The following is a 23,635-nucleotide window of genomic DNA, read 5'->3' on the forward strand; positions in this document are numbered from 1 at the left end:
CCGTCAAATCCAGTCAAGGGACGGGAAAGTGAGGGAGATATGGCGGCAAAGGGGATGGTTCCCACCGATAAGGCCCCCTATGCCTTGTCGCGCGCGACCGGCGACCTGCCCGAGGGGGCGGCCAAGCTGGCGGGAGAGATCGGCGCCACCGCTGTGGAGGCGGTGCTGGCCCAGGCCAACAGGACCGCCGTGCGCAAGGGCGCGGCGGGCGCGCTGGGGTCGATGCAGCCGGAACCGGCCGAGTGGTACGCCTTCGACGACGGCGACCAGCGCACCCCCGACTGGTACCCGCAGGGCCTGACCGGCGGGGCGGACTCCGGCACCATCGGCGTGCCGGTGTTCATCGTGAGCTGGTACTTCCGGCCGGAGGCCGGCGAGCGGGGCATCAGGGTGAGCTTCCTGAGCCCGCAGACGCTGAAGTACCGGCACGCGCTGCTGGTCACGGCCGAGCCCGACGGCTCGTACGCGCCGATCGACATCCACGCGGGCGGCATCGCCTGCCACGGCGACCTGCTCTACGTGGCCGACACCGTCAGGGGCCTGCGGGTCTTCGACCTGCGCAACCTCCTCGACCTGCGCACCGCCCAGAACGACCTGGGCGACCCCGGGCGGGTGGGACGGCACGACGGCAAGTTCCACGCCTTCGGCTACCGCTACGTGATCCCGCAGACCGACCTGTGGCAGGTCGCCGCGGCGGGGCCGCGGTTCTCGTTCGTGTCGGTCGACCGCAGCGGGGCCACCCCACTGCTGATCACGGGCGAGTTCCGGGGGGACGACCCCGGCGGCTGGGTCGCGCGCTGGACCCTGGATCTGGCCGGCGGCGAGCCCCAGGACGCGTTCGTGCTGGGTCACCCCAAGATCCAGGGGGCGCTGTCGTCCGGCGGCACGTGGTACCTGAGCCAGTCGGCCGGCTCGACCGCGAACGGCAAGCTGCTCGTCCACGCCGGCGAGACGACGCGGACCAGACCCTTCCCGATCGGGCCCGAGGACCTGACCGTGCAGGACGGCAGGCTGTGGAGCGTCACCGAGTACACGAACAAGCGGGTGATCTTCGGGGTCGGCCTCTGACATGCCGGTCGGGCTCCCCTGTCAGAGCTCGTCCGCCGGGCGACTCCGGGCCGTCCCGGACCCGGAGTCCCTGGTCAGGGTGTAGCCGCGGGTGACCGCGGTGAGATCGCCGTCCTCCCTGGTGGCCGCGACCAGGTGAGGAGGCCTGGGGACGAAGCCCGGCACCGCGGTCAACCCGTCGGTCTCACCGATGACGGTGAGGCGGATCCGGTCCGCCTCCGGTGTGCGCACGGTGATCTGGACTCCCTGGGCAGGGATGCCGCGGAAGCGGATCTCCGAGGGCCAGGTTCCGGCTCGCGTACCGGTGACGGGCACGCTCGCCGACCCGTACCGGCCGGCTGACGCGGTGGCGTGGGTGATCGGCCGATCGAGCCGCAGCGTCACCGAGCGCGCGCCCTTCCCCGCTCTCACGTGCAGTTTGAGCGTGTCCTCGCTGTGGGCCAGGACGGCGGCTCGCGGGCCTGTGGCGGCGATCGCCGGCGCGCGCCCGGTCCACAGCGTGCCTCGTGCGTATCCGGGGGGCAGCTTGGAGGTGTCGTGGCCGGACACGTACCGCCTGGTCCACCGCGCCGGGTCCGCGTCGGCGCTGACCCAGTGGGCGGTGCGGGTGCCGGCGTCCATGACGTACGCCAGATGCGTGCGCTGGGGCTGGTCGGCGTCGAAATCGTCCACCACGAGCCCGGAGGCGACCAGCGCCGCCGTGAGGAGCAGCGCCGTCATGGGCACGAGGAGCAGGGCGGCCCGTTCGCGCCGGGTGGCGGGATCGGGCAGGAACAGTTCCGCGATCGGCACCAGGACCAGCCCGAACACCGTCAGCACCAGCGCGCTCGCCCCGCCGAGTGCCAGCCCCATCCCGTCGAAGACGTCCCCGGCCAGGGACGGCAGCAACATCGCGGCCGTGATCGGGCCCAGCATCGCCGCGACGGTCCGCGCCCAGGCGGGCGTGCGGAGCAGTACCGCGGCCAGCCAGCCGAGCGCGCCCGCCAGCGCCGGCAGGGCGAACAGGAAGGACGCCCCGGGAGCGACCCACGCGCACAGCACGCCCAGCCCGGCGAGCCAGAACAGCGCCCCGACCGCCGGCGCCGCCGGACCGAACCTGCGCCGCAGCACCAGGTACCAGCCGAGGACCGCCAGGGCGCACAGGACCGCGATCGCCGCCTGGTACGGCCCCGGACGGTGCAGCAGCCCGCCCATCAGGTCGTAGGCGGGCCGCCAGGCCACCAGCAGTTCCCACAGTCCCTGCGCCAAGGCGGCCGACAGCACCAGCGGCACCACGGCCGAGACCGTGGCCGCGATCAGCCGGGGCAGGCTCAGCAGCCGCCTGACGCGGGCCAGCAGCGCCAGGCCCGCCACCGCGGTGAAGGCCAGCGCCGCCAGCGGCCAGACGAGCTCACCTGGATAGGTGATCATGGTGCCGAGCGCGCGGAAATAGGTGACGTCATGGTCGGAGTCCAGCGTCCGCAGGTCCGCGTCGCCGAGGGCGCGCGCCAGCGCCAGCATGTTGGTGCCGTGATGTTGCAGGCTGCCCCGGTTGAGGTTGGCGATGGAGTCGCCCGCGGTGTGATAGAGCGAGGAACGCTGGATGTAGGCGAAGTTCATACCGGCGAAACCGGCCTTGGTCAGCGGGGTGAAGTCGGTGTTGTTGGGCAGCAGCCGATACAGCTCCACCATGGCGGAGTGACCGCGCGGCGCGGGGACCGCACGGACGAAGGTCTCGACCAGGCGGGCGTTGTTCGCCGAGGTCTCGAACATCAGCGAGGGGCCGCTGACACCGCGGGCCTCCCAGTTCAGCAGCACGCCGCCGGCCTTGCCCAGGGGGTGGCCGCGGACAAAGGCGTCGGCGCCGAGCACGCCGTCCTCCTCGCCGTCCGACATGAGCAGCACGATGTCGTTGCGCGGCCGGGGACCGTCGCGCAGCGCCCGGACGGTCTCGATCATCGCGGCCACCGCGGCGCCGTCGTCGGAGGCGCCCGGTCCCATGGCCGCCGAGTCGTAGTGCGCGGCGATGAGCACGGTTCCGGTCGAGCCCGTTCCCGGGAGCCGGCCCACGATGTTGTCGGCCTGGCCGAACGTCGCCAGCCCCGCGGCGGTCCGGGCGCCGACCGAACGCTGGATCTCGACCCGCAACCCTGCCGCGCGCAGTTGCCCGGCCAGGTAGTCCCGGGCGCGGCCGCTCGCCGGGCTGCCGATGGGGCGCGGTTCAGCGGCGAACTTCTTGAGGTGAACCAGCGCTCGCTCGGCGCTGAACCGCTCGCCCGGGGCGGTGGCCGGCAGGGGCTGCATGGTGCTGTCGGCCATGGCGGACACCATGACCACCACCATCAGGGCGAGCAGGGCCGCCGTCCCGGCCGGCAGCCGCCGCGGGATGTCGAACAACTTACTGATCATGGCCAGGAAGGCTAAGCCGGGTCACTCGCCCTGCGGAATGAGGTGCCTGCCCGCGCGCACCTGGGGTTTTCCACAGCTATGAGACGGCGATGCGCCTCATTCCAGGCCTGCCGCACCACTCGTACCCTCTGATGCATGACACGTCGGCCGGCTGAGAGCGCGCCGCGCGAGGAGCGGTCGGCGCGGTGTCCGTCGAACCATCGTGCACGGCGGTGGCCGGACGTCGCCGCCCCAGCGAGAGGCATGAGGAGAACCTAGGTGGAAGACCCTGTGAACAGCCCGGCGGCAGACCAGGCCGGCAGGCCGGGCGGGCCGTCGCTCGTAGGCGCCCTCCGTCTCCCGGACGGCTCCTGGATCCGCGGCCGTGGCCTGCGCCATCCGCTGCCGGAGGGGCCGGTGCCCGATTTCGGCCTCTACCTCGGCTCCGACCGGCTCCGCCGGCGCCACGAGGGCGGGCTGCGGTGGCCGCACGCGTGGGTCCTGTGGCCCGACTTCCTGCTGCCGCGCGACCGCGATCTGGCCGTACAGCAGATCCGCGCGCTGCACGAACGAGCGCGCACGGGCGCCGCGGTGGAGGTCGCCTGCGGAGGCGGCATCGGACGCACCGGTACGGTCATCGCCTGCCTCGCCGTCCTGGCCGGGCTGGACCCCTCCGACGCCGTCGCCTGGACGCGCGAGCACCACCACCACCGGGCCGTCGAAACCCCGTGGCAGCGCCGCTGGGTACTGCGCTTCCCGCCGGCCCGCGACAGCCGTTGACCTCCTTCGGCACACCGCGGATCAGGTCGCCCGCCGACGGCGAGAGGAGGGTGGAGCGATCCGGCCGCGTCGGCGCCCCTCGAGCGGGTCAGCCGCTGAGATGCCGGTTGAGCACCTCTCGGTAGCTGCGGTCGAAGGCGTCGTAACGGACCCGCAGCTCCGCGCCCGGCCAGCCGGGCGGCAGCAGCTCGTCCGGCAGCAGCGGATCGGCCATCAGGTGGCGCAGCACCGCGGCCGACACGACGAACCCCTCGGCCAGGCCGTCCGCGTGGTCCAGCGCGCGCTCCAGCCGGCGGGCCTCGGCCGCCCAGCCGTCCAGGTCCCACAGCAGGGGAGTGGGGTCGTCGTGCGGGCGGCCGTCGATCAGCGTGCACTGCGCGGTGACGATCTCCGGCCACGCCCCGCGCACCAGGTTGGCCGGCCGTAGCCAGGCGCCCTCGCGCAATTCGGCCAGTCGCAGCGCGGTCATCGTGTGCCGCAGGGCGGCCCGGTCGGCGGGCGCGCGCCGCTCGGCGGTGACGACGGCCACCTCCCACGTGCCGTCCCACGGCCTGGTGTGCGGATCGCGGCTCTCGTCCTGCCTGGCCTGGCGCTCGACCAGCCGCTCCGACAGCGTGTAGAAGCCGTCCTCCTGAACCAGGTCACCGGCCGCGACCATGCGCGACAGGGCCACCCGCACGGTGCCCTCGGCGATGCCGAACAGCCCGCCGATGCGCACCAGGTGACGGGCCGGCAGGCGCGGCGGGTGGCTGCCCAGCAGCGCGCTGAGCACGGCCGACCTGGCACTCAGGGTGTTACGCTCTTCCATCGCGTGTCGAGTATATGTAACACTCCGGATATGAGGCGCTATCTCAGCGAGCCGTTCGACGGCAGCGACCGCTACGCCACCGAGCGCTACCAGGGCGCCGCCGGGCGCAACTGGTGGGCCTGCGACCCCACGCTCCGCCTGCTCATGCGGCGGCACCTGGGCGACGGCTACACCTGGGCGGAGCCGCACCTCGACCGGCTCGGGGCGCTGATGGGCGGGCTCGTCGCCGAATGCGCCGAGGAGACCGACCGCAACCCGCCGCGGCTGGAGAAGTACGACAAGTGGGGCAGGGACGTCAGCGAGGTCGTCATGCCGCCGTCGTTCCTGACCGCCAGGCAGGCGCTCATGGAGAACAACTTCACCGCGCCGTCGTTCGCCGAGGAGGCGCGGGCGCATGGAGCCGATCCGTCCGCGCTCGCCGCCGCGTGGACGTACCTGCTCGACCAGGCCGACATCGGGATGGGCTGCGCACTCGGCACGGGCGGCGACATGGTGGTCTCCCTGGCCGAGAAGCACGCGCCCGAGGACGTACGCGAAAAGGTGCGGGAGATCTTCGCCAACGGCTTCTACTCCGGCGAGGCCGCTCAGATGTTCACCGAACGGACGGGCGGCTCCGACCTGGCCGCCCTGGAAACCGCCGCCCTCCCCGACGGCGACGCGTGGAGCCTGTCCGGGCTCAAATGGTTCGCATCCAACGCCAACGGCTCCGCGTTCGTCGTGCTCGCCCGGCTCCCCGACGGTGACGTGGCGCCCTTCCTGGTGTTGTGGGAGCGGCGCGACGGCACGCGCAACGGCGTGCGGATCCGGCGGCTCAAGGACAAGCTCGGCACCAGATCCGTCGCCTCGGCCGAGGTCGAGTTCACCGCGGCGGAGGCGTTCCTGCTGGCCGGATCGGATCCGGGCGCGGGCTCCGGGCTCGGCACCATGATGAAGCTCACCAACGCCTCCAGGCTCGGCGTGGCCATGATGGGCCTCGGCGTGGCCAGGCGGGCGCTGGTCGAGTCGATCTGCTACGCCAGGGCGCGCGAGGCGTTCGGGCGCCCTCTCATCGAGCAGCCGCTGATGCGCCGCAAGCTGGCCGAGCTGATCGTCGAGGTCGAGGCGGCGCAGGCGATGGTGTTCGACGCGCACGTCAGCCCCCGGCTGCGCCTCGCGCCCGCCCTGACCAAGCTGCGCGCCGCCCGGCTCGGCGTCACCGCCGCCGGCGACGCGATCGAGGTGCACGGCGGCAACGGCTACATCGAGCAGTGGCCGGTCGCCAGGCTGCTGCGCGACGCGCAGGTCAACCCGATCTGGGAGGGCGGGGACAACATCCTCTGCCTCGACGTGCGGCGGGCCATGCTCAAGGAGCAGGCGCACCTGCCCTTCCTCGACCGGCTGCGCTCCCTGGCCACCTCCGGCCTGGTCGGGGCCCGCATCGACGACCTGGCCAAGGCCATCGAGACGTGGCACACGCTGGACCGCGAGGTGGCGGAGGAGCGGCTCTACCCGCTCGCGCAGTTCATGGCCGACGTCTACGCCGCCGCGCTGCTGGAGGACCAGGCCCGCTGGGGGCTTGACGACGGCCGCAAGGCGCTCGTGGCCCGCTCGTACGCCGAGGCGCACCTCGTGGATCACGGCCCCCTGCGCGGACTCGACCGCCCCGCTGGGGACCCGCAGCGGTTCGACGACCTGCTGTCGGGGGTGTTCACCGGCTGACCATCCCGCCACCGCCCTCCGTCACGCGCGCAGTACGGTGATGTGGCGGCCGGAGGGTGTGGTCGCCTGCTCGAAGCCGCCTCGATCCTTCCAGGGCGGGGCTTCGGGGCGCCGGTCGAAGATGACCAGCACACCGATGGTGAGGGTGAGCCGGTCCAGATAGCGGTCGAGTTGTGCGAGGCCGTCGGGCTTCGGGTCGTTCTCTCCGGCGCGCCATACCTTGAGTTCCATGGCCTCGCGCTGCATGAGCCGTTCGCCGCCTGGGCCGGCGTAGGGCCAGCGGATCAGTACGTCGAGGCGTTTGGTGCCGGCGGCGTATTCGCGGTCGAGGTGGCCTCCGCCGTTGACCAGGCGGTGCAGGAAGGCCATGAGGATGATCTGGCAGGCGGCTTCGTGGTAGCCCTCCTGCTGGATGAGGACCTCGCCGTGCTCGCGCCAGAACAGGACGAACTCCTGCAACAGGCGCGGCAGGTCGAACCGGCCGTCCGGCAGGACGAAGCTGCGCGGATCGGCCATCACGTACTGTTCCGACGGGGCTCCCAGCACCCGAAGGACGACCTCCCGGTAGATCGGGTTCGCCACCTCCAGCGGAGGATTCTGCTTGATCAGGCCCAGGTCGCGGACGTAGGACAGATCGTCGGAGAAGGTGAAGTCGATGTCGGGCAGGACCCCGGCCACCATGGGCTCCATCACCCGCTTGACCCGTGGCTCGTGCAGCCGGGCCACCAGGGCGTCCAGGTGGGTGGCCCGCTTGCGGATCAGCCGCTCCTTGGCCTCTTCCACCTCCTCGGCGGTGACGGCGCCGGTCGTCCCTCTCTGGAGGATGATGTCGAAGGCGAGGGCGTTGACCAGCCATGGTTGTCCCTGGGTGAGCTCGAAGACCTGGTCGATCGCGTCCTTGGTGAACTCCTGGCCGGTGGCCTGGGTGTGCTGGCCGTAGAGCTCGGCGATTTCGTCGGGGGTGAAGTCGCTCAGGCGCAGAGACTCGGCGACGATGTTGAACGGGCTGGCCGGATTGCTCCTTTCGGGGTCGCCACCTGAGGCGACCTTGTAGTCGCGCAGGTCACGCAGGCCGCACAGTGCCACGGATGCGGGGAACGGGTGGCCCTCATGCCGGGCGTTGTGGCCGTGGCGGAGCTGGCTGAGGATGCTGACCAGGCTGTTGCCCTGCAGGGCGTCGATCTCGTCGAGGAAGAGCACCACCCGGCGTGGGCTGCGGCGGCACCACTCGCTCAGGGCCGAGCCGAACCGGGCGCCCGGCGTGACGTGCGGCCGGGGATCCGGCGGCAGCAGGTTCTCCGGCCATCCCGTCCGCTCGGCGGCCTCGCGGAGGGAATCCAGCAGCAGCGACTCCGCGGCGGCGTAGTCGTCGCCGGCCGCCTTGGCGCGCTCGCAGGAGAACAGCAGGGCCGCGGTGTCGCCCTCGGCGGTCAGCTCGGACGCCAGGGCGCCCAGTGTGGTGGTCTTGCCGGTCTGCCGGGGCGCGTGCAGCACGAAGTAGCGGTCCATGTCGATGAGCTCGCGCGCCTGAGGGAGCCGCTGAGCGGGGGACAGCATGTAGTGGTGCTGTGGGCCGCAGGGACCGGTGGTGTTGAAGTATCTCGCTCGGGGTGGGCGCATGCTCACATTCTGTCATCATGCGCCGTTCTGGTGTGAGGTTCCGCGTCGAGACCGTCGGCGCCTGCCCGGATCACGCCCGTTCGAGCTCAAGGAGCTGGTGTCCCTTTCGCCGGCGGTGTGAGCCTGGCCTGGCCGCACTCGTTCATCGCCGCCCGCGCCTGGGAGATCGACATCGGGGGAACGGGTAGCCCGTGGGCCGCGGTCGAGCGCAGGCCGTCGAGGGTGAGGGCGAGGTGCCGCCGCCAGGCCCCGGGCGCGGTCCCGAACGTGGCCCGCACGGTCGCCGCCACGCCCCAGATCACGAAGGCCATGTCGGCGAGCGTCACGTCACCGCGCAGAGCCCCGGATCCCTGGGCTCGTTCGATGATGCGCACCATCGGCTCGATTCCCTTGCCGTCTCGTGCGGCGAGGTCGTTGTAGCCGAGGTCGGCCGCCTGCAACTCGCAGACGCCGGTGAGGAACGCGGCGAAGCCCTCCCATGGGTCGTCCGCGGTCAGGGCCTGTTCGGCAATCGCGGCGACCGTGGCCGCCCGGTCCTCGAAGACCGCCTCCACGAGGTCCTCCCGGGTGGCGAAGCGGTTGTAGAGCGTTCCGATGCTCACCCCTGCCGTCCGGGCGATCTCTTCGAGCGGCACGTCTAGCCCTCGGTCGGCGAACAGCCGCCGGGCCGCCTCCAGGAGTCGCTCGCGGTTGTGTACGGCGTCCTTGCGCATGCCCGCCAGCCTAGCTAAGTTGAGGCTCTATTCAACTTGAGGAGAGTCTCAACTTATGTCCCGAACGATCCTGATCACGGGTGGAACCCATGGCATCGGCCGGGCCCTCGCCCGCCACTACGACGAGCGCGGCGACCGGGTGATCGCGGTGGGCAGCCGCGACGCCGACCTCAGCTCGCTCGAGCAGACCCGTGACCTGGCCGAACGGGTCAGCGCGGAACACCCGGTGATCGACGCTCTGGTGCTCGGCGCCTTCAGGTACCACCCGAGGAGGATCGAGACCGAGGAGGGTTTCGAGGCGACCTTCGCCCTTTACGTGCTCAGCCGCCGGCTCCTGGCCGTGGCCCTGCGCACCTCGCTGGAACGGGCCGGCAGGCCGGTGATCGTCAACCTGTGCGGGACCGGCCCCGGGCGGATCCACTGGGACGATCTCCAGCTGACCACCAGGTACCGCCCTCTCGCCGCCATCACCCAGGGCGCCCGAGCCAACGCGCTCCTGGGTGCCGCCTACGCCTCGGAACGGACACGGTACGTGCTCTACAACCCGGTCTTCGTGGCGACCGGCCTCCACCGGCCCTTCAAGCAGCCGGTACGAGGCATCGTCCGCGCGGCGTCCGCGCTGTTCGCCCAGCCCCCGGCCGAAGCCGTGCCGCCGATCGCCGCGCTCATCGACGATCCCCCCGCCGGACGGCTCACCGCGTACAAGAAGGGAAAGCCCGTCAGGCTCGACGCCGATCCGGGTGAAGCCCGGCGATTCGAGGAGCTCGTCCGATCGATGACGGATCACGCGCGGCGCTGCGGGTAGCGGCGGGGCGCGGTCTCCGACGCCCGACGGGTGGGCGCGGTCGACCGCAGGACGGCCCCGCGCGTTCGGTGACGTCGATCCGTCTGTCGCAGCGGTTCGGCGCTCCAGGTCAGCGGGACCGGCGGCCCCGGTTGCCGCCCTTGCCGCCCTTGCCGCTCCTTCCGCGAGCGGACGGCGCCGACCTGCGGCCGGATCCGCCCTGGGGCTTGCGAGCCTGTCGCTGCGACGACTGCTGCGCTGACTTCTGCGCTGACTTCTGCGCTGACTTCTGGGCTGACTTCTGGGCCGGCTTCTCCGATGGTGTCGCGGGGGCGCGGCCGCGCGAGCTGTTCGCCGTGCGGCCGCGTACGATGCCGATGAAGTCCTCCACCAGATCGGTCGTCCGGTCGGTGGGCCAGGCCAGCGCCACCTGCGACTGCGGCGCGTCCGTCACCGGCCGGTAGGTGAGGTCCTTACGGTGGTGCAGTCGCGCCAGAGACTGGGGGACCAGGACGAGCCCCGTCCCGGCGGCGACGAGCCGGATCGTGTCCGCCGTCGTGGGCGGGCGTTCGAACGCGGGCAGTCCCGGGCGGGCCGTCCAGTCGAGGACGTCGTCCAGCGGGTGGAACACCTCATCGTCCGCCAGATCGGCGACGGTCACCTCGTCGGCCGCGGTCACCGCGTGGTCTTTCGGCACCACGACAACCGTGGTCTCCACGTACAGGGGAATCACGCTGAGCCCGTCCCGCTCGACCGGCAGCCGGACGAACCCGGCGTCGGCGCCTCCGCCGCGCAGCAGCTCCACCACGTCGGCGGCGGGAACCGAGACCAGGCTGAGCGGCACGCCGGGCATCCGCTCGGCCCAGATGCCGGCCCATTTCGCGGGCGTCACCCCGGGCGCGTACGCCAGCCGGAAGACGTCGCCGCTCTCCTCGTGAGTCACTCCGCCAGGGTAGCGACGTCAGGAGGACCAACGTTCACTGACTACCCTGGACACCATGACCTCGCCCAGACCCAAGACGACCCAGACGATGAAGCCCGCGACCGCGGCCAAGAAGCTGGGCATCCTCCTCTCGGCCACACCCGCCGACTTCCAGGAAGGCGTCGTCTCCAGGAGCGAGCTGAACGCGATGCAGGCGGCCCCGCCCGCCTGGCTGGCCGATCTGCGCCGTAACGGCCCGCACCCCAAGCAGGTCGTCGCCGCGAAGCTCGGGGTCTCCATCTCCGGCCTGGCCAGAGCCGGGATCACCGAGCCGCTCACCACCGCCGAGATCGACGCGATCAAGGCGGAGAACCCCGCGTGGCTGGAGCACGAGCGCTCCGTCCAGGCCGAGGTCCGCAAAGAAGCGCAACGCCTCAAACAGAGCTAGTCATCCACTCGGATCCTGGACAACCGGTCATGCGCGTAGAACGGTGACGTGGCGGCCGGGTGGTGTGATGGCCTGCTCGAACGTGCCTCGTTCCTTCCACGGCGGGGCTTCGGGGCGGCGGTCGAAGATGACCAGCACGCCGGTGGTGAGGGTGAGGCGGTCGAGATACCCGTCGAGTTGGGCGAGGCCGTCGGGCAGCGGGTCGTCCTTGCCTGCGCGCCACACCTTCAGCTCCATGGCCTCCCGTTGCATCCGTCGTTCGCCGTCCGGACCCGGGTAGGGCCAGCGGATCAGCACGTCGAGGCGTTTGGTGCCGGCGGCGTATTCGCGGTCGAGGTGGCCGCCGCCGTTGACCAGGCGATGCAGGAAGGCCATGAGGATGATCTGGCAGGCGGCCTCGTGATAGCCCTCCTGCTGGATGAGGACTTCACCGTGCTCGCGCCAGAACACGACGAACTCCTGCAACAGGCGCGGCAGGTCGAACCGGCCATCAGGCAGGACGAAGCTGTGCGGGTCGGCCTTGACGAACCGCTCCGTGCGGTCACCCAGGACCCGCAGCAGGACCTCCCGGTAGATCGGGTTGGCGATCTCCAGGTCCCTGGTCCCCCGGATGAGGCCGAGATCGTGAACGTAGGAGACGTCATCGTCGAAAGAGGTGTCCGTGCCCGGCCACGTTCCCGCCACGATCGGTTCGATCACCCGTTCCACCCGTGGTTCGTACAGGCGCGCCACGAGAGCGTCCAGGTGGGTGGCTCGCGCTCTGATCAGCCGCTCCTTGGCTTCTTCCACCTGCCCGGCGGTGATGGCGCCGGTCACTCCCATCTTGAAGGTGATCTCGTGGGCGAGGGCGTTGACCAGCCATGGTTGTCCCTGGGTGAGCTCGAAGACCCGGTCGATCGCGTCCTTGGTGAACTCATGGCCGGTGGCCTGGGTGTGCTGGCCGTAGAGCTCGGCGATCTGGTCGGCGGTGAAGTCGCCCAGGCGCAGAGACTCGGCGACGATGTTGAACGGGCTGGCCGGGTTGGACCGGCCGGCCTCGCCACCTGAGGCGACCTTGTAGTCGCGCAGGTCACGCAGGCCGCACAACACCACGGAGGCGGGGAACGCATGCCCCTTGTGCCGCGCGTTGTGGCCGTCGCGGAGCTGGCTGAGGATGCTGACCAGGCTGTTGCCCTGCAGGGCGTCGATCTCGTCGAGGAACAACACCACCCGGCGCGGGCAGCGGCGGCACCACTCGCTCAGCGCCGAGCCGAAGCGGCTGCCCGGCGTGATCTGCGGCCAAGGCTCCGGTGGCAGCAGCTCCTCCGGCCATCCCGTCCGCTCAGCGGCTTGACGGAGGGAATCCAGCAGCAGCGACTCCGCCCAGGCGACGTCGTCGCCGGCCGACTTGGCCCGCTCGCAGGAGAACAGCAGGGCCGCGGTGTCGCCCTCGGCGGTCAGCGCGGACGCCAGGGTATCCAGCGCGGTGGTCTTGCCGGTCTGCCGGGGCGCGTGCAGCACGAAGTACCGGTCCATCTCGATGAGCACCCGCGCCTGGGGGAGCCGCTGCGCGGGAGGCACCATGTAATGGTGCTGCCGATCGCAGGGGCCGGTGGTGTTGAAGTATCTCGCTCGGGGTGTGCGCATAGATACATACTGTCACTACTTGCTGGGTCGGCAGCGATTTCGCGTCCTAAGCCGGACGCCTCCGCGCTGTTCCAGGGGTCCTCGGCGACGTCACCATCACGCTGCCCTTTCCTCCGCCGCACGGGCCATCGCCAATTGGCGCTCCCGCACTGTGCACGCGAGGCGCACGACCATCGAGCGGACGGCTTCGGCGGGACGGTTCGACGGCACGAACAACTGCTTCTTCACCCGGGCGAGGTGCTGATGCCTGACGATGGACGGGCGCAGCCGCGATTCCCAGGCGGTCAGCGCGGCGTCGAGGTCGCCGGGGTTCTCCCGCAACTCCCGGCCGAACTCGGCGCCACCTCGCAGGGCGAAGGTGGCGCCCATCCCCGAGTAGAGGTTCAGGCACCACGCCGCATCGCCCACGAGCACGACCTTTCCTCTGCTCCACCGGGGCATCTTCACCTGGTGCACCGAGTCGAACAGGAAATCCGGCGTCTCTTCCAGGGAGTTCAGGGCGTGCCGCACCACGGGGTCGTCCATGTCGGAGAACGCGGTGCGCAGCCGCTCGATCCTGGATCCGGTGAACTCTCCTTCGACGTCCTCGGTCCGGTAGGTCAGCAGGGCGGTCGGGGGCCGGTCGGCGAACCCGAACACCCACGCCCCACGGCCCGCGCGGGCGCTGATGATGCTGTCCGCCTCCTTGAACGACGGCACTTGTTCCTTGAGCTGGAACGCGCAGATCACCGCGTTCCACCCGGTCATGTAGTCCTCGTGCGGGCCGAAGACCATGCGGCGCACGCTCGATCGCATGCCGTCGGCGCCCACGACCAGGTCGAAGCTCTCGCGGTGCCACTGGCCGGTGCCGGTGTCTTCGAGCAGCACGCGCACGTCGGCACCGGTGTCGTCGATCTCGACGGGTTCCGTGGCGAACCGCACGGTGATGGGCTCGCCCGTCCCGTCCCCGCGGAGGCCCTCCCAGAGCGCGGCTTCGATGTCCCCGCGGACCATCGCCGCGGGGTTGCCCGGCTGGTGCAGGAATCCCAGGCCCGGCTCAAGGCTCCCCCGCCGGGTCAGCGACCACGCCTTCCCGCCGCCGGGCGGGTTGCGGGTGTGCAGGTGGTCGCGGATGCCGAGGTCGGCGGCGGCCTGCCTGCCCTCCGGCATGAGGCCGACGAAGTAGCCGCCTCTTCGGCGTTCCTGGGCCCGTTCGACGATGACCGGCTGCCATCCGGCCCGCCGTAGCCCGATCGCCGCGGACATGCCGGCGATCCCGAGCCCGACGACCAATGCGCGTTTCCGCATGATGTCGTTCTCCCTTCGTCTTCGGCGTGGTCAGTCGGGGACGATGACGGCGCGGGTGCGACCTTGGTGCGCCCAGGCCTCGCCGACGCGGCTGAGCGGGTAGGTGGTGTACGGCGCGTCGAAGGTGCCGTCGGCGAACCGAGCGATCATCTCGGGGAACTCGGTGATCATTTCGGTCTTGGAGACCGAGCCCATTCCGCTGCCGGTGATCCGGATCCGCCGGCTGCGCAGGAGCGCCGCGGGCAGCACCGCCTCGGTTCCCGCGAGCGAGCCGATCTGCACGTAGGAGGTCGCCTCGATGCCGTCGTCAGGGCGGGTCCTGCCCAGTGCGGCGAAGGCGGCCTCGGCCACGGGGCCCCACACGAAGTCGAGGATGAGTCCGGGCTGCGCCTCGGCGACGGCGGTGGCGAGGGCGCTCGCCCCGGCCTCGGGTGCCGGGTCCGCGAGCGGGACGGTGACGGCACCGAAGTCGCGCAGCCGTTCCAGCGCCTCGCGATCGCGTCCGGCCGCGATGACCTGCTTCGCGCCGAGAGCCAGCGCCGCCCGCGCGGCCAGGCCGCCCGACATGCCGGTCGCCCCGAGCACCAGCACGGTGCCGAGTTCGCCCGCCTCCTTGCGGTGGGCGACCAGCGGCATCCAGCCCGCCGAAGCGGGGTTCATGCCGGCGGCGACGGCGAGCGGATCGGCTCCGGCGGGCAGGTCCACCTCGAACGGGGTGACCATCAATTCGGCCATCGTTCCCCAGGGCGACCGGGCGAGGCCCGTGTAGACCCGTCGCCCGTCCTCGGTCCTGGCCACGGCGTCCACGCCCGGAACCAGGGGGAACGCCTTGCCGCCGCGGTAGTGGCGGCCGGAGGCCATCCCGCGGACGACGTGGTGCAGACCCGCGCCCACGAGTCTCAGCGGCGCCCGGCCCGGCTGTGGTTGCGGGTCGGGGAAGTCCGCGCAGACGGGTGTCGATTCTGGGGTGTTCACGACTACGGCACGCATGACACGCTCCTGAACAAAGTTCAATTCTGGCGTCACCCACCGTGCCTGAACTTTGTTAAGCTGTCAACCGTGGCGAAGGGCATCACGCGAGAGCGGATCGTGGCGGCGGCACTCGAACTGCTCAACGACAAGGGCATGGACGCTCTCACCGTCCGTGCCCTCGCGTCCCGGCTCGGTGTGGGAGCCCCCGCGCTGTACTGGCACGTCCGCAACAAGCAGGAACTGCTCGACGAGATGAGCACGTTCGTCATGCGCCGCGTGATCCATGCCCTGTCGGAGATCGATCCGGGCGCCGACTGGCGTGACGCCATGGCCGCCTACGCGCGCGTCCTGTGCTCGGAATACCTGAAGCACCGGGACGGAGCGCGCATCTTCAGCGGCACCCGCTTCTCCGAGCCCGAGGTGGTGAAGGAGAAGGAGCCCTGGCTCGGGCGCTTGACCGCGGCCGGGTTCTCACTGGCCGAGGCGGACGACGCCCTCGACCTGATCACCGCGTTCGTGGTCGGCTTCGTGATCGAGGAGCAGGAGCGCAACCGGCCCGCCGGCGACGATCCGGACCGCTACTCACTCGCCGAGCGCGACGCGTGGCTGGGTGAATGCGCCGATCTGGTCAAGGCCGCCGGACATCTGCGCGACGACGGGGATCAGAGGTTCGAGCGGCAGCTCGGTGTCGTTCTCGACGGGCTGGCGGCCCGGTTGCGCTGACGGCCCGTCGTCGTGGCCGCCGGGTGTACCAAACGTCGGTGCTCCGGGCGCGGGAAGCACCGACGTGGACGTGGACGGTCGGCCGCTACTTCGGCAGCCAGTCGGCTATTTCGAGGGAATGCGGGACCTTGAGTTCGAGGGTGTCACCGACCACGCTGTCGAGCGCGTCAACCATTCCCTTGGCGTCCTTGCCGGAGGCCGTCTGCGCCAGTCGCAGGGCGAGGGCCTGCTTGACGGCCGTTCCCGAGCCGCGGTAGATGCCGTGGCGGGTATTTCTGTCGGCGAACACCTTGCTCGCGTCGGCGGTGCTGTTCGCGGTGTTCAATCCGCCAAGCAGGTCGCCTGAGACCCAGCATTCGTCGATTTCATCGATATTCCATTCGCCGTACCACGCGCAGTCGCCGAGCCATTTGCGGTGGGGGACCTCGCCGTCGATCGAAATGATGTAGAAGGTGAAGCCGATGTTGCCGACCTTCTTCCAGTCCGCGAGATTAGTGTGCTGCAGGGCTATTCCCTTGCTGACGAGGCTGAAAGCGGAGAGTGTGGTGGTGAAGTCGGGCTTGTCGCCGGGCCTGTTCTTCGGGGCCGGGGCGTAGTGGCGAATGGTCCATGGCAACGCGAGGATGGGGCCCAGACCCCTTTTGCGAACGGCCGGTACGCCGTCGAACTCTTTGGCGGCGTCCGGGATCCGGTTGAGGATGTCGAGTCCGGGGAACTGCGTTTCCGTGAGTGCTGCCATGATCTCCCAGGCATCGGTCTTCCCGGCTCTGGCGAGCGCTTCGACGAGTTCGGTCTCGCTGGCGGCGTCCTGGATAAGCTTTTCGAAGGGCATGGACATCGCACTTCACCGTCCCATCCTTGAGAAGGAATTCGACCGTCAAATTAACATTCGAGCCTTCGCTGGGCAAGTGCTCAATTGATTTGGCTATAAGAGATGCCATCTCCATATAGCCTGATTAATCACCTTCTGTACATATAAATCATGTAAGGGGGTGGGTGATAGGTCGGCAGGCGGACGATCTGGCGCGGGAGATCGTCCGGTTTTCGCGAGCGTGTCCGCGTGGCGGGTGGCAGCTTTGGTCCGAGGCCGCGGTGTGGGCGTACGCTCGGCGCGTTCGGCGAAGGAGGCTCGTATGACGGTGCGCGTGGAGCGTGAGGGACCGGTCACCACCGTGGTGCTCAGCAGGCCGCAGGCGCGTAACGCGGTCGACCGTGAGACGGCCGGCGCGCTGGCCGGCGCGTTCCGTGATTTCGAGGAGTCCGACGCGGCGGTGGCGGTGTTGTGGGGGGAGGGCGGCACGTTCTGCGCCGGGGCGGATCTCAAGGCGTTGGACAACCGGGTGGGCGAGGAGGGCGACGGGCCGATGGGGCCGACGCGGATGCGGCTGACGAAGCCGGTCATCGCCGCCGTCGCGGGGCACGCGGTTGCGGGCGGGCTGGAGCTGGCTCTCTGGTGCGACCTGCGGGTGGTGGAGGAGGGGGCGGTGTTCGGGGTGTTCTGCCGCCGGTGGGGCGTGCCGCTGGTCGACGGCGGCACGGTGCGGTTGCCGCGGCTCGTCGGGGCGTCCCGGGCGATGGACATGATTCTCACCGGGCGGCCGGTCGGGGCGCGGGAGGCGTACGCGTGGGGGCTGGCCAACCGGCTCGTGCCGGAGGGCGCCGCTCGGCGGCACGCGGAGGAGCTGGCCCGTGAGATCTCCCGGTTCCCGCAGGCGTGCCTGCGCGGCGACCGGTTGTCGGCTCTGGAGCAGGAAGGGCTGGGGGAGGAGGAGGCGATGCGGAACGAGATGCGGCACGGGCTGGTCTCGCTGCCGGACGCTGCTGCGGGCGCGGCCCGCTTCGCCGCCGGCGCGGGACGGCACGGCGCCTTCGGCGAACCCTGAGCCGCCCGCACCCGGCAAGCGATCACCGACTTCGGCTGCCCGCCAGGTGGGTCAGGAGCATGTCCAGCGGCCGGGGAACGCGACCGAGGTCGAGGGCCTCGACGAGGAGGCCGGAATAGCGGATCTTGCGGCCGCTGCCCGACCCCATGAAGCGGCGCAACTGGTCATGGGTGCTGCCGCCGCGCCACGCGGGCTGCTTCTGCAAGGTGCGGAACGAGCCGAGCTCGCCCTCGGCGTCGACGACCTGCTCGACGGCTGCGGTGCCGAGGGTGCGGATCAGCTCGTCCTCCAGGTCGGCGACGCACACGAAGAATCCGAGCGCCTCCAGGTCGTTCCTGCTGGAGCCGGAGACGAGGCCGGCGCGCTCAAGGCCCCTCCGGTAGTCGCCTTCCTCTCCGGCGTCGCACAAACCGGCCAGCCGGAGGTTGCTCCCGGAAGGGCCGAACCTGCCGGCGTACGTCCGGATGTTCGTGGCGCCGCCCATCGCCACGAGGGAGATGCCTTCGGCCGCCAGATCCAGGCCACGGCGCTCGGCCAGCGTTTCGACGGCCGACTTGTCGCTGAGGCCCTCGACCAGGACCACCGTCTGCATGTCGCTCACGAGCCCAGCCTGGCACCGGACAAGGGGAGGTTCGACCCCTTTATTGCGAATCTACAATGTAAAGGACGTCACCCGGCCGGGCGCTCGGGCACCACCGCCACGGCCTCCACCTCGACCACGATGTCAGGCGCGGCGAGCGCGGCGGCCACGATCAACGAGTTGGCGGGCCAGTCCCCGTCCGGGAACCAGGCGGCGTACACCTCGTCGAGCGTCGAGCGGAAGCCCGCCAGGTGCTCCGTGCCCGCCACCATGGTGAACAGGCGGAGGAGGTGCTGCGGCCCTGACCCGGCGGAGGCGAGCAGCGCCTCGATGTTGGCGAAGATCTGGCGGGTCTGGGTCGCCGCGTCGCTCCCCACGAGGGTCCCGGTCGCGTCCGTGCCGACCTGGCCGGCGATGAAGAGCAGCTCCGAGTCCGCGGGTGCCGCGGCCAGATGGTGGTATTTCGCCAGCGGCGCCCCGACCTCGGGCGGGCTCCAGCGCCGAACCATGACATCGTCCTTCCGTCCCGTTCGCATACGTTCGCCCACGTTAGCGCGTTGCGCGCTGGCCCCGGACTCGGCAGGCGCTCGCCGGCGAGGGCGATTTTCGCTTGACTCATCACTCAATTGAATATAGAGATGAGTCCATGGGAAATGGGAGCAGGCGCCCGTACCGCATGGGTTCCCGTACCGCGGCCATGGAGGTCACGCGTACGCGCGTGCTGGAGGCGGCGGCCGCGCTGTGGATGCAGCGGTGGTACGACGACGTCACGCTGCAGGACATCGCCGACGAGGCGGGCGTGTCGGTGCAGACGATCGTCAACCGCTTCGGCGGCAAGGAAGGGCTCGCCGACGTCCTCGCCGATCAGATGGCCTCCCGAACCGAGCTGACCCGTCAGGCGCCGGTCGGTGACGTCGAGGCGATCGTGGCCGTGCTCTTCGCCGACTACGAATGCCACGGCGACGCCAACGTGCTGTGGACCGCTCAAGTCGACCGTGTCCCGGCCGTCGCCCGGGCCGCCGCCCATGCCCGCCGCCAGCACCGGGCCTGGCTGGAACGGGTCTTCGCCGATCGTTTGCCCTCCTGCGGACCCGACCGTGAGCATGCGGTGAACCTGCACCATGCCGCCACGGACGTCTACCTGTGGAAGCTGTGGCGGCGCGATCTCGGCCTGTCGCGCGACGACGCCGAACGCTCCATGCGTGACCTGCTGACCTCGATCGACCCACGAAAGAGACACGATGCGTAAGAACTTCCTGTTCGCCACCTGGTCCGGAGGCGGAGCCGTGCCGCCCGTCCTGTCGGTCGCCCGCGCGGTGCAAGATCGCGGTCACCATGTCCGGGTGCTGGCGGACAGCTCGCTGCACGAGGAGATCGCCGCCGGCGGCCTGGAGCCGATCGCCTGGACCACGGCGCCCCAAGGTGACGCCACCGATCCGGCCAAGGACGTCATCAAGGACTTCGAGGCCCGCACCCCGGTGGGCGCGTTCGCGCGGTTGAGAGATCGCATCGTCTGCGGCCCCGCAGCCGACTACGGTCGGGACACGCTGGCCGAGTTGCGTGCCCGACCGACCGATGTGCTGGTCGCCGAGCACATGCTGCTCGGCGCGTTCATCGCCGGCGAAGCGGCCGGCCTGCCCGTGGCCTCGCTGGTGACGACCCTGTACACGTTTCCCACTCCGGGGGCGCCGCCGCCCGGCCTGGGGCTCTCTCCCGCCACGGGCGCACTGGGACGCCTGCGCGATCGGGTGCTGACCCGGTTGGTCCTCCGACCGTGGGCGAAGGGACTTCCGGCGCTCAACGCCGCTCGCGCCGCGCACGGCCTGCCGCCGGTGAACTCGGTGATCGACGCGTTCGACCGGGTCGACCGGCTGCTCGTGCTGTCCCCGCGTACGCTGGACTTCCCTGGGAGGCGCTTCCCCGCCCACATCCGGCACGTCGGCCCACGGCTCGACGACCCGGCCTGGGCCGGGGAACTGGAGCTGCCTGACGGTGACGCGCCGCTGGTCCTGGCCAGCCTGAGCTCATCGTTCATGGACCAGCGCACGCAACTCGAGCGGATCGCCGAAGCCCTCGGCACGCTGCCGGTGCGCGGTCTGCTGACCACCGGCCCGGCCATGGACCCGGCGACGGTCCGCGCGCCCGGCAACGTCCTGGTCACCGCGTCGGCACCGCACAACGTCGCGCTGCGCCACGCCTCGGTGACGATCACGCACGCCGGGCACGGTACGGCCGTCAAGTCCCTGGCGGCCGCCGTGCCCATGGTCTGCATCCCGCAAGGACGCGACCAGCCGGAGGTGGCCCGGCACGTCGCACGCGCCGGCGCCGGGGTCACCGTGAGCAAGAACGCCTCCCCTCGTACGATCGCCCGCGCGATCGACCGCGTCCTGCGCGACCCGTCCTACCGCCGCGAAGCGGGGCGACTGGCGGCCGAGATCGCCGCCGAGACGGCCACCGACCGGGCGGTCGCCGAGCTCGAAGCCCTCGCCGAACGAGCGACCGGCCGGGACGAGGGCGCCCCCCAGGCACGACACGGCTGAGCCGTCCGGGCCGTCACGGACGTCGCCGAGACGGCTCCGGGGCACCGGCGACCGCATCCCGCCAGGCCCATCGGCATGCGCCGCGCCTCCACGCGGCGCTGGAACGTCGGGGGCGGCACGTATCGTGACCGTATGCCTGACATCGAGGTCGCCGGGCGCGACGTGCGCGTCACCAGCCCCGGCAAGGTGGTCTTCCCGCAGTCCGGCCTCACCAAGCTCGATCTGATCCGCTACTACCAGGCGGTGGGCGAGGGGGCGCTGCGGGGCGTGCACGGGCGGCCGATGGTGCTCAAGCGGTTCGTGCGCGGCATCGAGGAGGAGGCGTTCTTCCAGAAGCGCGCCCCGGCGAAGCGGCCGGACTGGATCGAGGTGGCGGAGCTGAGATACCGCTCGGGCCTAAGCGCGGAAGAAGTCGTGTGCACCGACCTGGCCCAGCTGGTGTGGGTGGTCAATCTCGGGTGCGTCGACCTCAACCCGCATCCGGTGCGTTCCGACGACCTGTCCAGGCCCGACGAGCTGCGCATCGACCTCGATCCCGTGCCGGGGGTGGAGTGGGCCGACGTGCTGGCGACCGCGCAGGTGGCGCGCGAGGTGCTGGCCGATCACGGGCTGGCGGCATGGCCCAAGACGTCCGGGTCGCGGGGCTTCCACGTGTACGCGCGGATCGAGCGGCGCTGGCCGTTCGCCCAGGTGCGCAAGGCGGCGGAGACGGTCGCCCGCGAGGTGGAGCGGCGGGCCCCCGACCTGGCCACCAGCCGGTGGTGGAAGGAGGAGCGGCACGGGGTGTTCGTCGACTTCAACCAGAACGCCTACGACCGCACCGTGGCCTCCGCCTACTCCGTGCGCGCCGTGCCCGACGCCCGCGTGTCCACGCCGCTGACGTGGGACGAGGTGCCCGGCTGCCGTCCCGAGGCGTTCACCGTCGAGACCGTGCCGCGGCGGCTGGCCGAGCGGGGTGATCCGTGGGAGGACATGGATCTGCACGCGGGCTCGCTCGACGGGCTGCTGGAGCTGGCCGAGGAGCTCGGGCCCGCGCCCAAGCCGCCCAAGGGCAGCGGGCGCCGGCGGCAGACGAAGCCGGTCATCGAGATCGCGAGGGCCGAGCACAAGGACGAGGCACTGGCGGGCCTGGAGCGGTGGAAGTCCCGCCATCCGCGGGTCGCGGCCCGGCTGGAGCCCGCCGACGTGCTGGTCGACGGCATGCGGGGGCGCAGCAGCGTGTGGTATCGCATCCGGGTCAACCTGCAGCACGTGCCGGAGAGCGAGCGGCCCGGGCAGGAGCCGCTCGAGGTCGACTACGACCCGTGGCGCGCGGCCCCGGGGTGACCGGAGCGAGGGTGGGGAGGTTCAGCGGCCGGAGATGAGGTTGGCGAGGCGGGCATAGACCGAGGTGGTGGTGCCGCGCTCGTTCTCGCGGCGGTCGGCGGCGCGGAAGAGGGCGTAGATGAGCTGCACGCCGGCCCACCGCAGCGGCTCCGGCTCCCACTGCCGCACCTGGCGTCCCACCCACGGCAGCCCCGTCAGCTCCGTCTCCCGCCGCAGCACCAGGTCGCGCAGGGTGCGGCCGGCCAGGTTGGTCGTGGTGACGCCGCTGCCCACGTAGCCGCCCGCCCAGCCGAGCCCGCTGGCGTGGTCCAGGTGCACCGTCGAGCACCAGTCGCGCGGCACGCCGAGCACCCCGCACCAGGCGTGCTGGACCCGCGCGTCGGCGGCCGCGGGGAAGAGTTTGATCAGCATGCGCCACAGCAGCGCGACGGTCTGCGGCTGGGTGGCGCCCCGGGCGTCGGTACGCGACCCGAACCTGTAGGGGACGCCCCGGCCGCCGATGGCGATGCGGTCGTCGGCGGTCCGCTGGGCGTAGATGTAGGCGTGGGCCTCGTCCCCGACGAGCTCGTTGCCCGCCCAGCCGAGGTGCTTCCACACCTCGGCGGGCAGCGGCTCGGTGACGATCATGGAGCTGTTCATCGGCAGCCACTGCCGGCGCTGGCCGGCCAGCCCGGCGGTGAAGCCCTCGGTGGCCCGGATGACATAGTCGGCGGTGACGGCGCCGCGCGTGGTGACGGCCGTGGCCTTCCCGCCGCCGTGCCGGGGCCGCAGCTCGGTCACGGTGGTGTCCTCGTAGAGGTCCACGCCGAGCCGGGCGACCGCGGCGGCCAGGCCGACGGCCAGCTTGGCGGGCTGGATGCGGGCGCAGTGCGGGGAGTACGCGGCCTCCAGCGTGCCCGCGGCCTGCAGCCGCTCGGTCTGCTCGTCCCGGCCGAGCAGGCGCATGTCGGCCTCGCCGTACCCCCATCCGCGCAGCTCGGCCAGCTCGGCGCGGAGCCGGCGCCGCTGGGCGGGGTTGGTCGCGACGTGGAGCAGCCCGCCCTTGTGGATGTCGGCGTCGATGCCCTCCTCGCGGGCCACCGCGATGACCTCGTCGACGGAGCGGAACATGGCGCGCTGCAGGTCGATCATCGCCTGCCGGCCGCGCGCCTTGGCGTGCCGCTTCCTGGATCCGGCGAACTCGGCCGACAACCACCCGCCGTTGCGTCCCGACGCGCCGAATCCGGCGAACTCCTTCTCCAGGATCGCGATGCGCAGGCCGGGGTCGGCCTGTTTCAGGTAGTACGCGGTCCACAGGCCGGTGTATCCACCGCCCACGATCGCGACGTCGTAGTCGCGGGGCCCCGGCAGCGCCGGCCGCCGTGCGGGCAGGCCGATCTGCCGGTACCAGAAGGAGACGCCGCCGTTGGCGAAGTCTTCGGTCAGCGGGATGCCGGTCATCACCGAACACATTGTCTATTACCGGCATATGCGGAGCAAGTGGACGATGT

Annotated in this window: 22 protein-coding genes; 10 read left to right on the forward strand and 12 right to left on the reverse strand. The window is 71.2% G+C overall.

Translation table 11 applies throughout. The annotated features are described in order from the left end of the window. Window positions 1–54 precede the first annotated feature (54 nt). Window positions 55–1,068 (forward strand): hypothetical protein, encoded by a 1,014-nt coding sequence (locus ACZ6SA_RS11890; protein ID WP_347644057.1) that lies wholly within the window; start codon window positions 55–57, stop codon window positions 1,066–1,068. 21 nt (window positions 1,069–1,089) lie between these two features. Here ACZ6SA_RS11890 and ACZ6SA_RS11895 read toward each other — a convergent pair whose 3' ends face one another. Continuing rightward, window positions 1,090–3,456 (reverse strand): M20/M25/M40 family metallo-hydrolase, encoded by a 2,367-nt coding sequence (locus ACZ6SA_RS11895; RefSeq protein WP_465827751.1) that lies wholly within the window; start codon window positions 3,454–3,456, stop codon window positions 1,090–1,092. 258 nt (window positions 3,457–3,714) lie between these two features. Between ACZ6SA_RS11895 and ACZ6SA_RS11900 the strand changes: the two genes are divergently transcribed. Then, the gene (locus ACZ6SA_RS11900; protein ID WP_465827753.1) at window positions 3,715–4,215 is read left to right on the forward strand and encodes a protein-tyrosine phosphatase family protein; all 501 of its coding nucleotides are present in this window, start codon (window positions 3,715–3,717) and stop codon (window positions 4,213–4,215) included. An 88-nt stretch (window positions 4,216–4,303) separates the two neighbouring features. Here the strand turns inward: ACZ6SA_RS11900 and ACZ6SA_RS11905 are convergent, their stop codons facing one another. After that, window positions 4,304–5,023 (reverse strand): PaaX family transcriptional regulator C-terminal domain-containing protein, encoded by a 720-nt coding sequence (locus ACZ6SA_RS11905; RefSeq protein ID WP_347644054.1) that lies wholly within the window; start codon window positions 5,021–5,023, stop codon window positions 4,304–4,306. 30 nt (window positions 5,024–5,053) lie between these two features. Here ACZ6SA_RS11905 and ACZ6SA_RS11910 point away from each other — a divergent pair, with 30 nt between their 5' ends. After that, window positions 5,054–6,721, forward strand: coding sequence for an acyl-CoA dehydrogenase family protein (locus ACZ6SA_RS11910; protein ID WP_465827755.1), 1,668 nt, complete (start codon window positions 5,054–5,056; stop codon window positions 6,719–6,721). 21 nt (window positions 6,722–6,742) lie between these two features. Here ACZ6SA_RS11910 and ACZ6SA_RS11915 read toward each other — a convergent pair whose 3' ends face one another. Both ACZ6SA_RS11915 and ACZ6SA_RS11920 read right to left on the reverse strand, forming a co-directional pair. Continuing rightward, a complete protein-coding gene (locus ACZ6SA_RS11915; RefSeq protein WP_465827757.1) occupies window positions 6,743–8,341 on the reverse strand; it encodes an AAA family ATPase in 1,599 nt (532 codons plus the stop codon). Window positions 8,342–8,427: 86 nt separating this feature from the next. After that, on the reverse strand, window positions 8,428–9,054 hold the full coding sequence (locus ACZ6SA_RS11920; RefSeq protein WP_465827759.1) for a TetR/AcrR family transcriptional regulator: 627 nt from the start codon (window positions 9,052–9,054) through the stop codon (window positions 8,428–8,430). Between the two features lie 55 nt (window positions 9,055–9,109). On the opposite strand from ACZ6SA_RS11920, the gene ACZ6SA_RS11925 reads away from it, so the two are divergent. Continuing rightward, window positions 9,110–9,859: an SDR family NAD(P)-dependent oxidoreductase gene (locus ACZ6SA_RS11925; protein ID WP_347644050.1), complete on the forward strand. Its 750-nt coding sequence runs from the start codon at window positions 9,110–9,112 to the stop codon at window positions 9,857–9,859. 109 nt (window positions 9,860–9,968) lie between these two features. On the opposite strand, the gene ACZ6SA_RS11930 is transcribed toward ACZ6SA_RS11925, so the two are convergent. Beyond that, entirely contained in the window at window positions 9,969–10,781 is an 813-nt protein-coding gene (locus tag ACZ6SA_RS11930; protein WP_465827762.1) for a LysR family substrate-binding domain-containing protein, read from the reverse strand. Window positions 10,782–10,836: 55 nt separating this feature from the next. On the opposite strand from ACZ6SA_RS11930, the gene ACZ6SA_RS11935 reads away from it, so the two are divergent. Next, window positions 10,837–11,208, forward strand: coding sequence for a DUF5997 family protein (locus ACZ6SA_RS11935; protein ID WP_347644048.1), 372 nt, complete (start codon window positions 10,837–10,839; stop codon window positions 11,206–11,208). Window positions 11,209–11,235: 27 nt separating this feature from the next. On the opposite strand, the gene ACZ6SA_RS11940 is transcribed toward ACZ6SA_RS11935, so the two are convergent. The 3 genes from ACZ6SA_RS11940 to ACZ6SA_RS11950 all read right to left on the reverse strand — a co-directional run bounded on the left by ACZ6SA_RS11940 (window position 11,236) and on the right by ACZ6SA_RS11950 (window position 15,111). Next, the gene (locus tag ACZ6SA_RS11940) at window positions 11,236–12,834 is read right to left on the reverse strand and encodes an AAA family ATPase (protein ID WP_465827764.1); all 1,599 of its coding nucleotides are present in this window, start codon (window positions 12,832–12,834) and stop codon (window positions 11,236–11,238) included. 96 nt (window positions 12,835–12,930) lie between these two features. Beyond that, on the reverse strand, window positions 12,931–14,121 hold the full coding sequence (locus ACZ6SA_RS11945; protein WP_465827766.1) for an FAD-dependent monooxygenase: 1,191 nt from the start codon (window positions 14,119–14,121) through the stop codon (window positions 12,931–12,933). A 30-nt stretch (window positions 14,122–14,151) separates the two neighbouring features. Next, window positions 14,152–15,111 carry a hypothetical protein gene (locus ACZ6SA_RS11950; RefSeq protein WP_465827768.1) on the reverse strand — a complete coding sequence of 320 codons (960 nt, stop codon included), beginning with the start codon at window positions 15,109–15,111 and terminating at the stop codon, window positions 14,152–14,154. 69 nt (window positions 15,112–15,180) lie between these two features. Between ACZ6SA_RS11950 and ACZ6SA_RS11955 the strand changes: the two genes are divergently transcribed. Further along, the gene (locus ACZ6SA_RS11955) at window positions 15,181–15,816 is read left to right on the forward strand and encodes a TetR/AcrR family transcriptional regulator C-terminal domain-containing protein (RefSeq protein WP_465827770.1); all 636 of its coding nucleotides are present in this window, start codon (window positions 15,181–15,183) and stop codon (window positions 15,814–15,816) included. A gap of 85 nt (window positions 15,817–15,901) precedes the next feature. Here the strand turns inward: ACZ6SA_RS11955 and ACZ6SA_RS11960 are convergent, their stop codons facing one another. Beyond that, window positions 15,902–16,654 carry a hypothetical protein gene (locus tag ACZ6SA_RS11960; RefSeq protein ID WP_465827772.1) on the reverse strand — a complete coding sequence of 251 codons (753 nt, stop codon included), beginning with the start codon at window positions 16,652–16,654 and terminating at the stop codon, window positions 15,902–15,904. A 295-nt stretch (window positions 16,655–16,949) separates the two neighbouring features. Between ACZ6SA_RS11960 and ACZ6SA_RS11965 the strand changes: the two genes are divergently transcribed. Continuing rightward, window positions 16,950–17,699, forward strand: coding sequence for a crotonase/enoyl-CoA hydratase family protein (locus tag ACZ6SA_RS11965; protein ID WP_465827773.1), 750 nt, complete (start codon window positions 16,950–16,952; stop codon window positions 17,697–17,699). A gap of 22 nt (window positions 17,700–17,721) precedes the next feature. Here the strand turns inward: ACZ6SA_RS11965 and ACZ6SA_RS11970 are convergent, their stop codons facing one another. Continuing rightward, a complete protein-coding gene (locus ACZ6SA_RS11970; protein WP_465827817.1) occupies window positions 17,722–18,291 on the reverse strand; it encodes a TOPRIM nucleotidyl transferase/hydrolase domain-containing protein in 570 nt (189 codons plus the stop codon). Window positions 18,292–18,368: 77 nt separating this feature from the next. After that, a complete protein-coding gene (locus ACZ6SA_RS11975; protein WP_465827775.1) occupies window positions 18,369–18,788 on the reverse strand; it encodes a RidA family protein in 420 nt (139 codons plus the stop codon). 209 nt (window positions 18,789–18,997) lie between these two features. On the opposite strand from ACZ6SA_RS11975, the gene ACZ6SA_RS11980 reads away from it, so the two are divergent. From ACZ6SA_RS11980 to ligD, 3 genes are all read left to right on the forward strand, one after another. Then, window positions 18,998–19,528 carry a TetR/AcrR family transcriptional regulator gene (locus tag ACZ6SA_RS11980; RefSeq protein WP_465827777.1) on the forward strand — a complete coding sequence of 177 codons (531 nt, stop codon included), beginning with the start codon at window positions 18,998–19,000 and terminating at the stop codon, window positions 19,526–19,528. After that, window positions 19,521–20,819 carry a glycosyltransferase gene (locus ACZ6SA_RS11985; RefSeq protein WP_347644020.1) on the forward strand — a complete coding sequence of 433 codons (1,299 nt, stop codon included), beginning with the start codon at window positions 19,521–19,523 and terminating at the stop codon, window positions 20,817–20,819. Before ACZ6SA_RS11980 ends, ACZ6SA_RS11985 begins: the two co-directional genes overlap by 8 nt. 132 nt (window positions 20,820–20,951) lie before the next feature. Then, the gene (gene ligD / locus ACZ6SA_RS11990) at window positions 20,952–22,145 is read left to right on the forward strand and encodes a non-homologous end-joining DNA ligase (protein ID WP_465827779.1); all 1,194 of its coding nucleotides are present in this window, start codon (window positions 20,952–20,954) and stop codon (window positions 22,143–22,145) included. Between the two features lie 21 nt (window positions 22,146–22,166). Here ligD and ACZ6SA_RS11995 read toward each other — a convergent pair whose 3' ends face one another. After that, complete coding sequence (locus ACZ6SA_RS11995; protein ID WP_465827819.1) at window positions 22,167–23,585, reverse strand: NAD(P)/FAD-dependent oxidoreductase; 1,419 nt, start codon at window positions 23,583–23,585, stop codon at window positions 22,167–22,169. Window positions 23,586–23,635 lie beyond the last annotated feature (50 nt).

Source organism: Nonomuraea sp. NPDC049378, assembly GCF_055586745.1.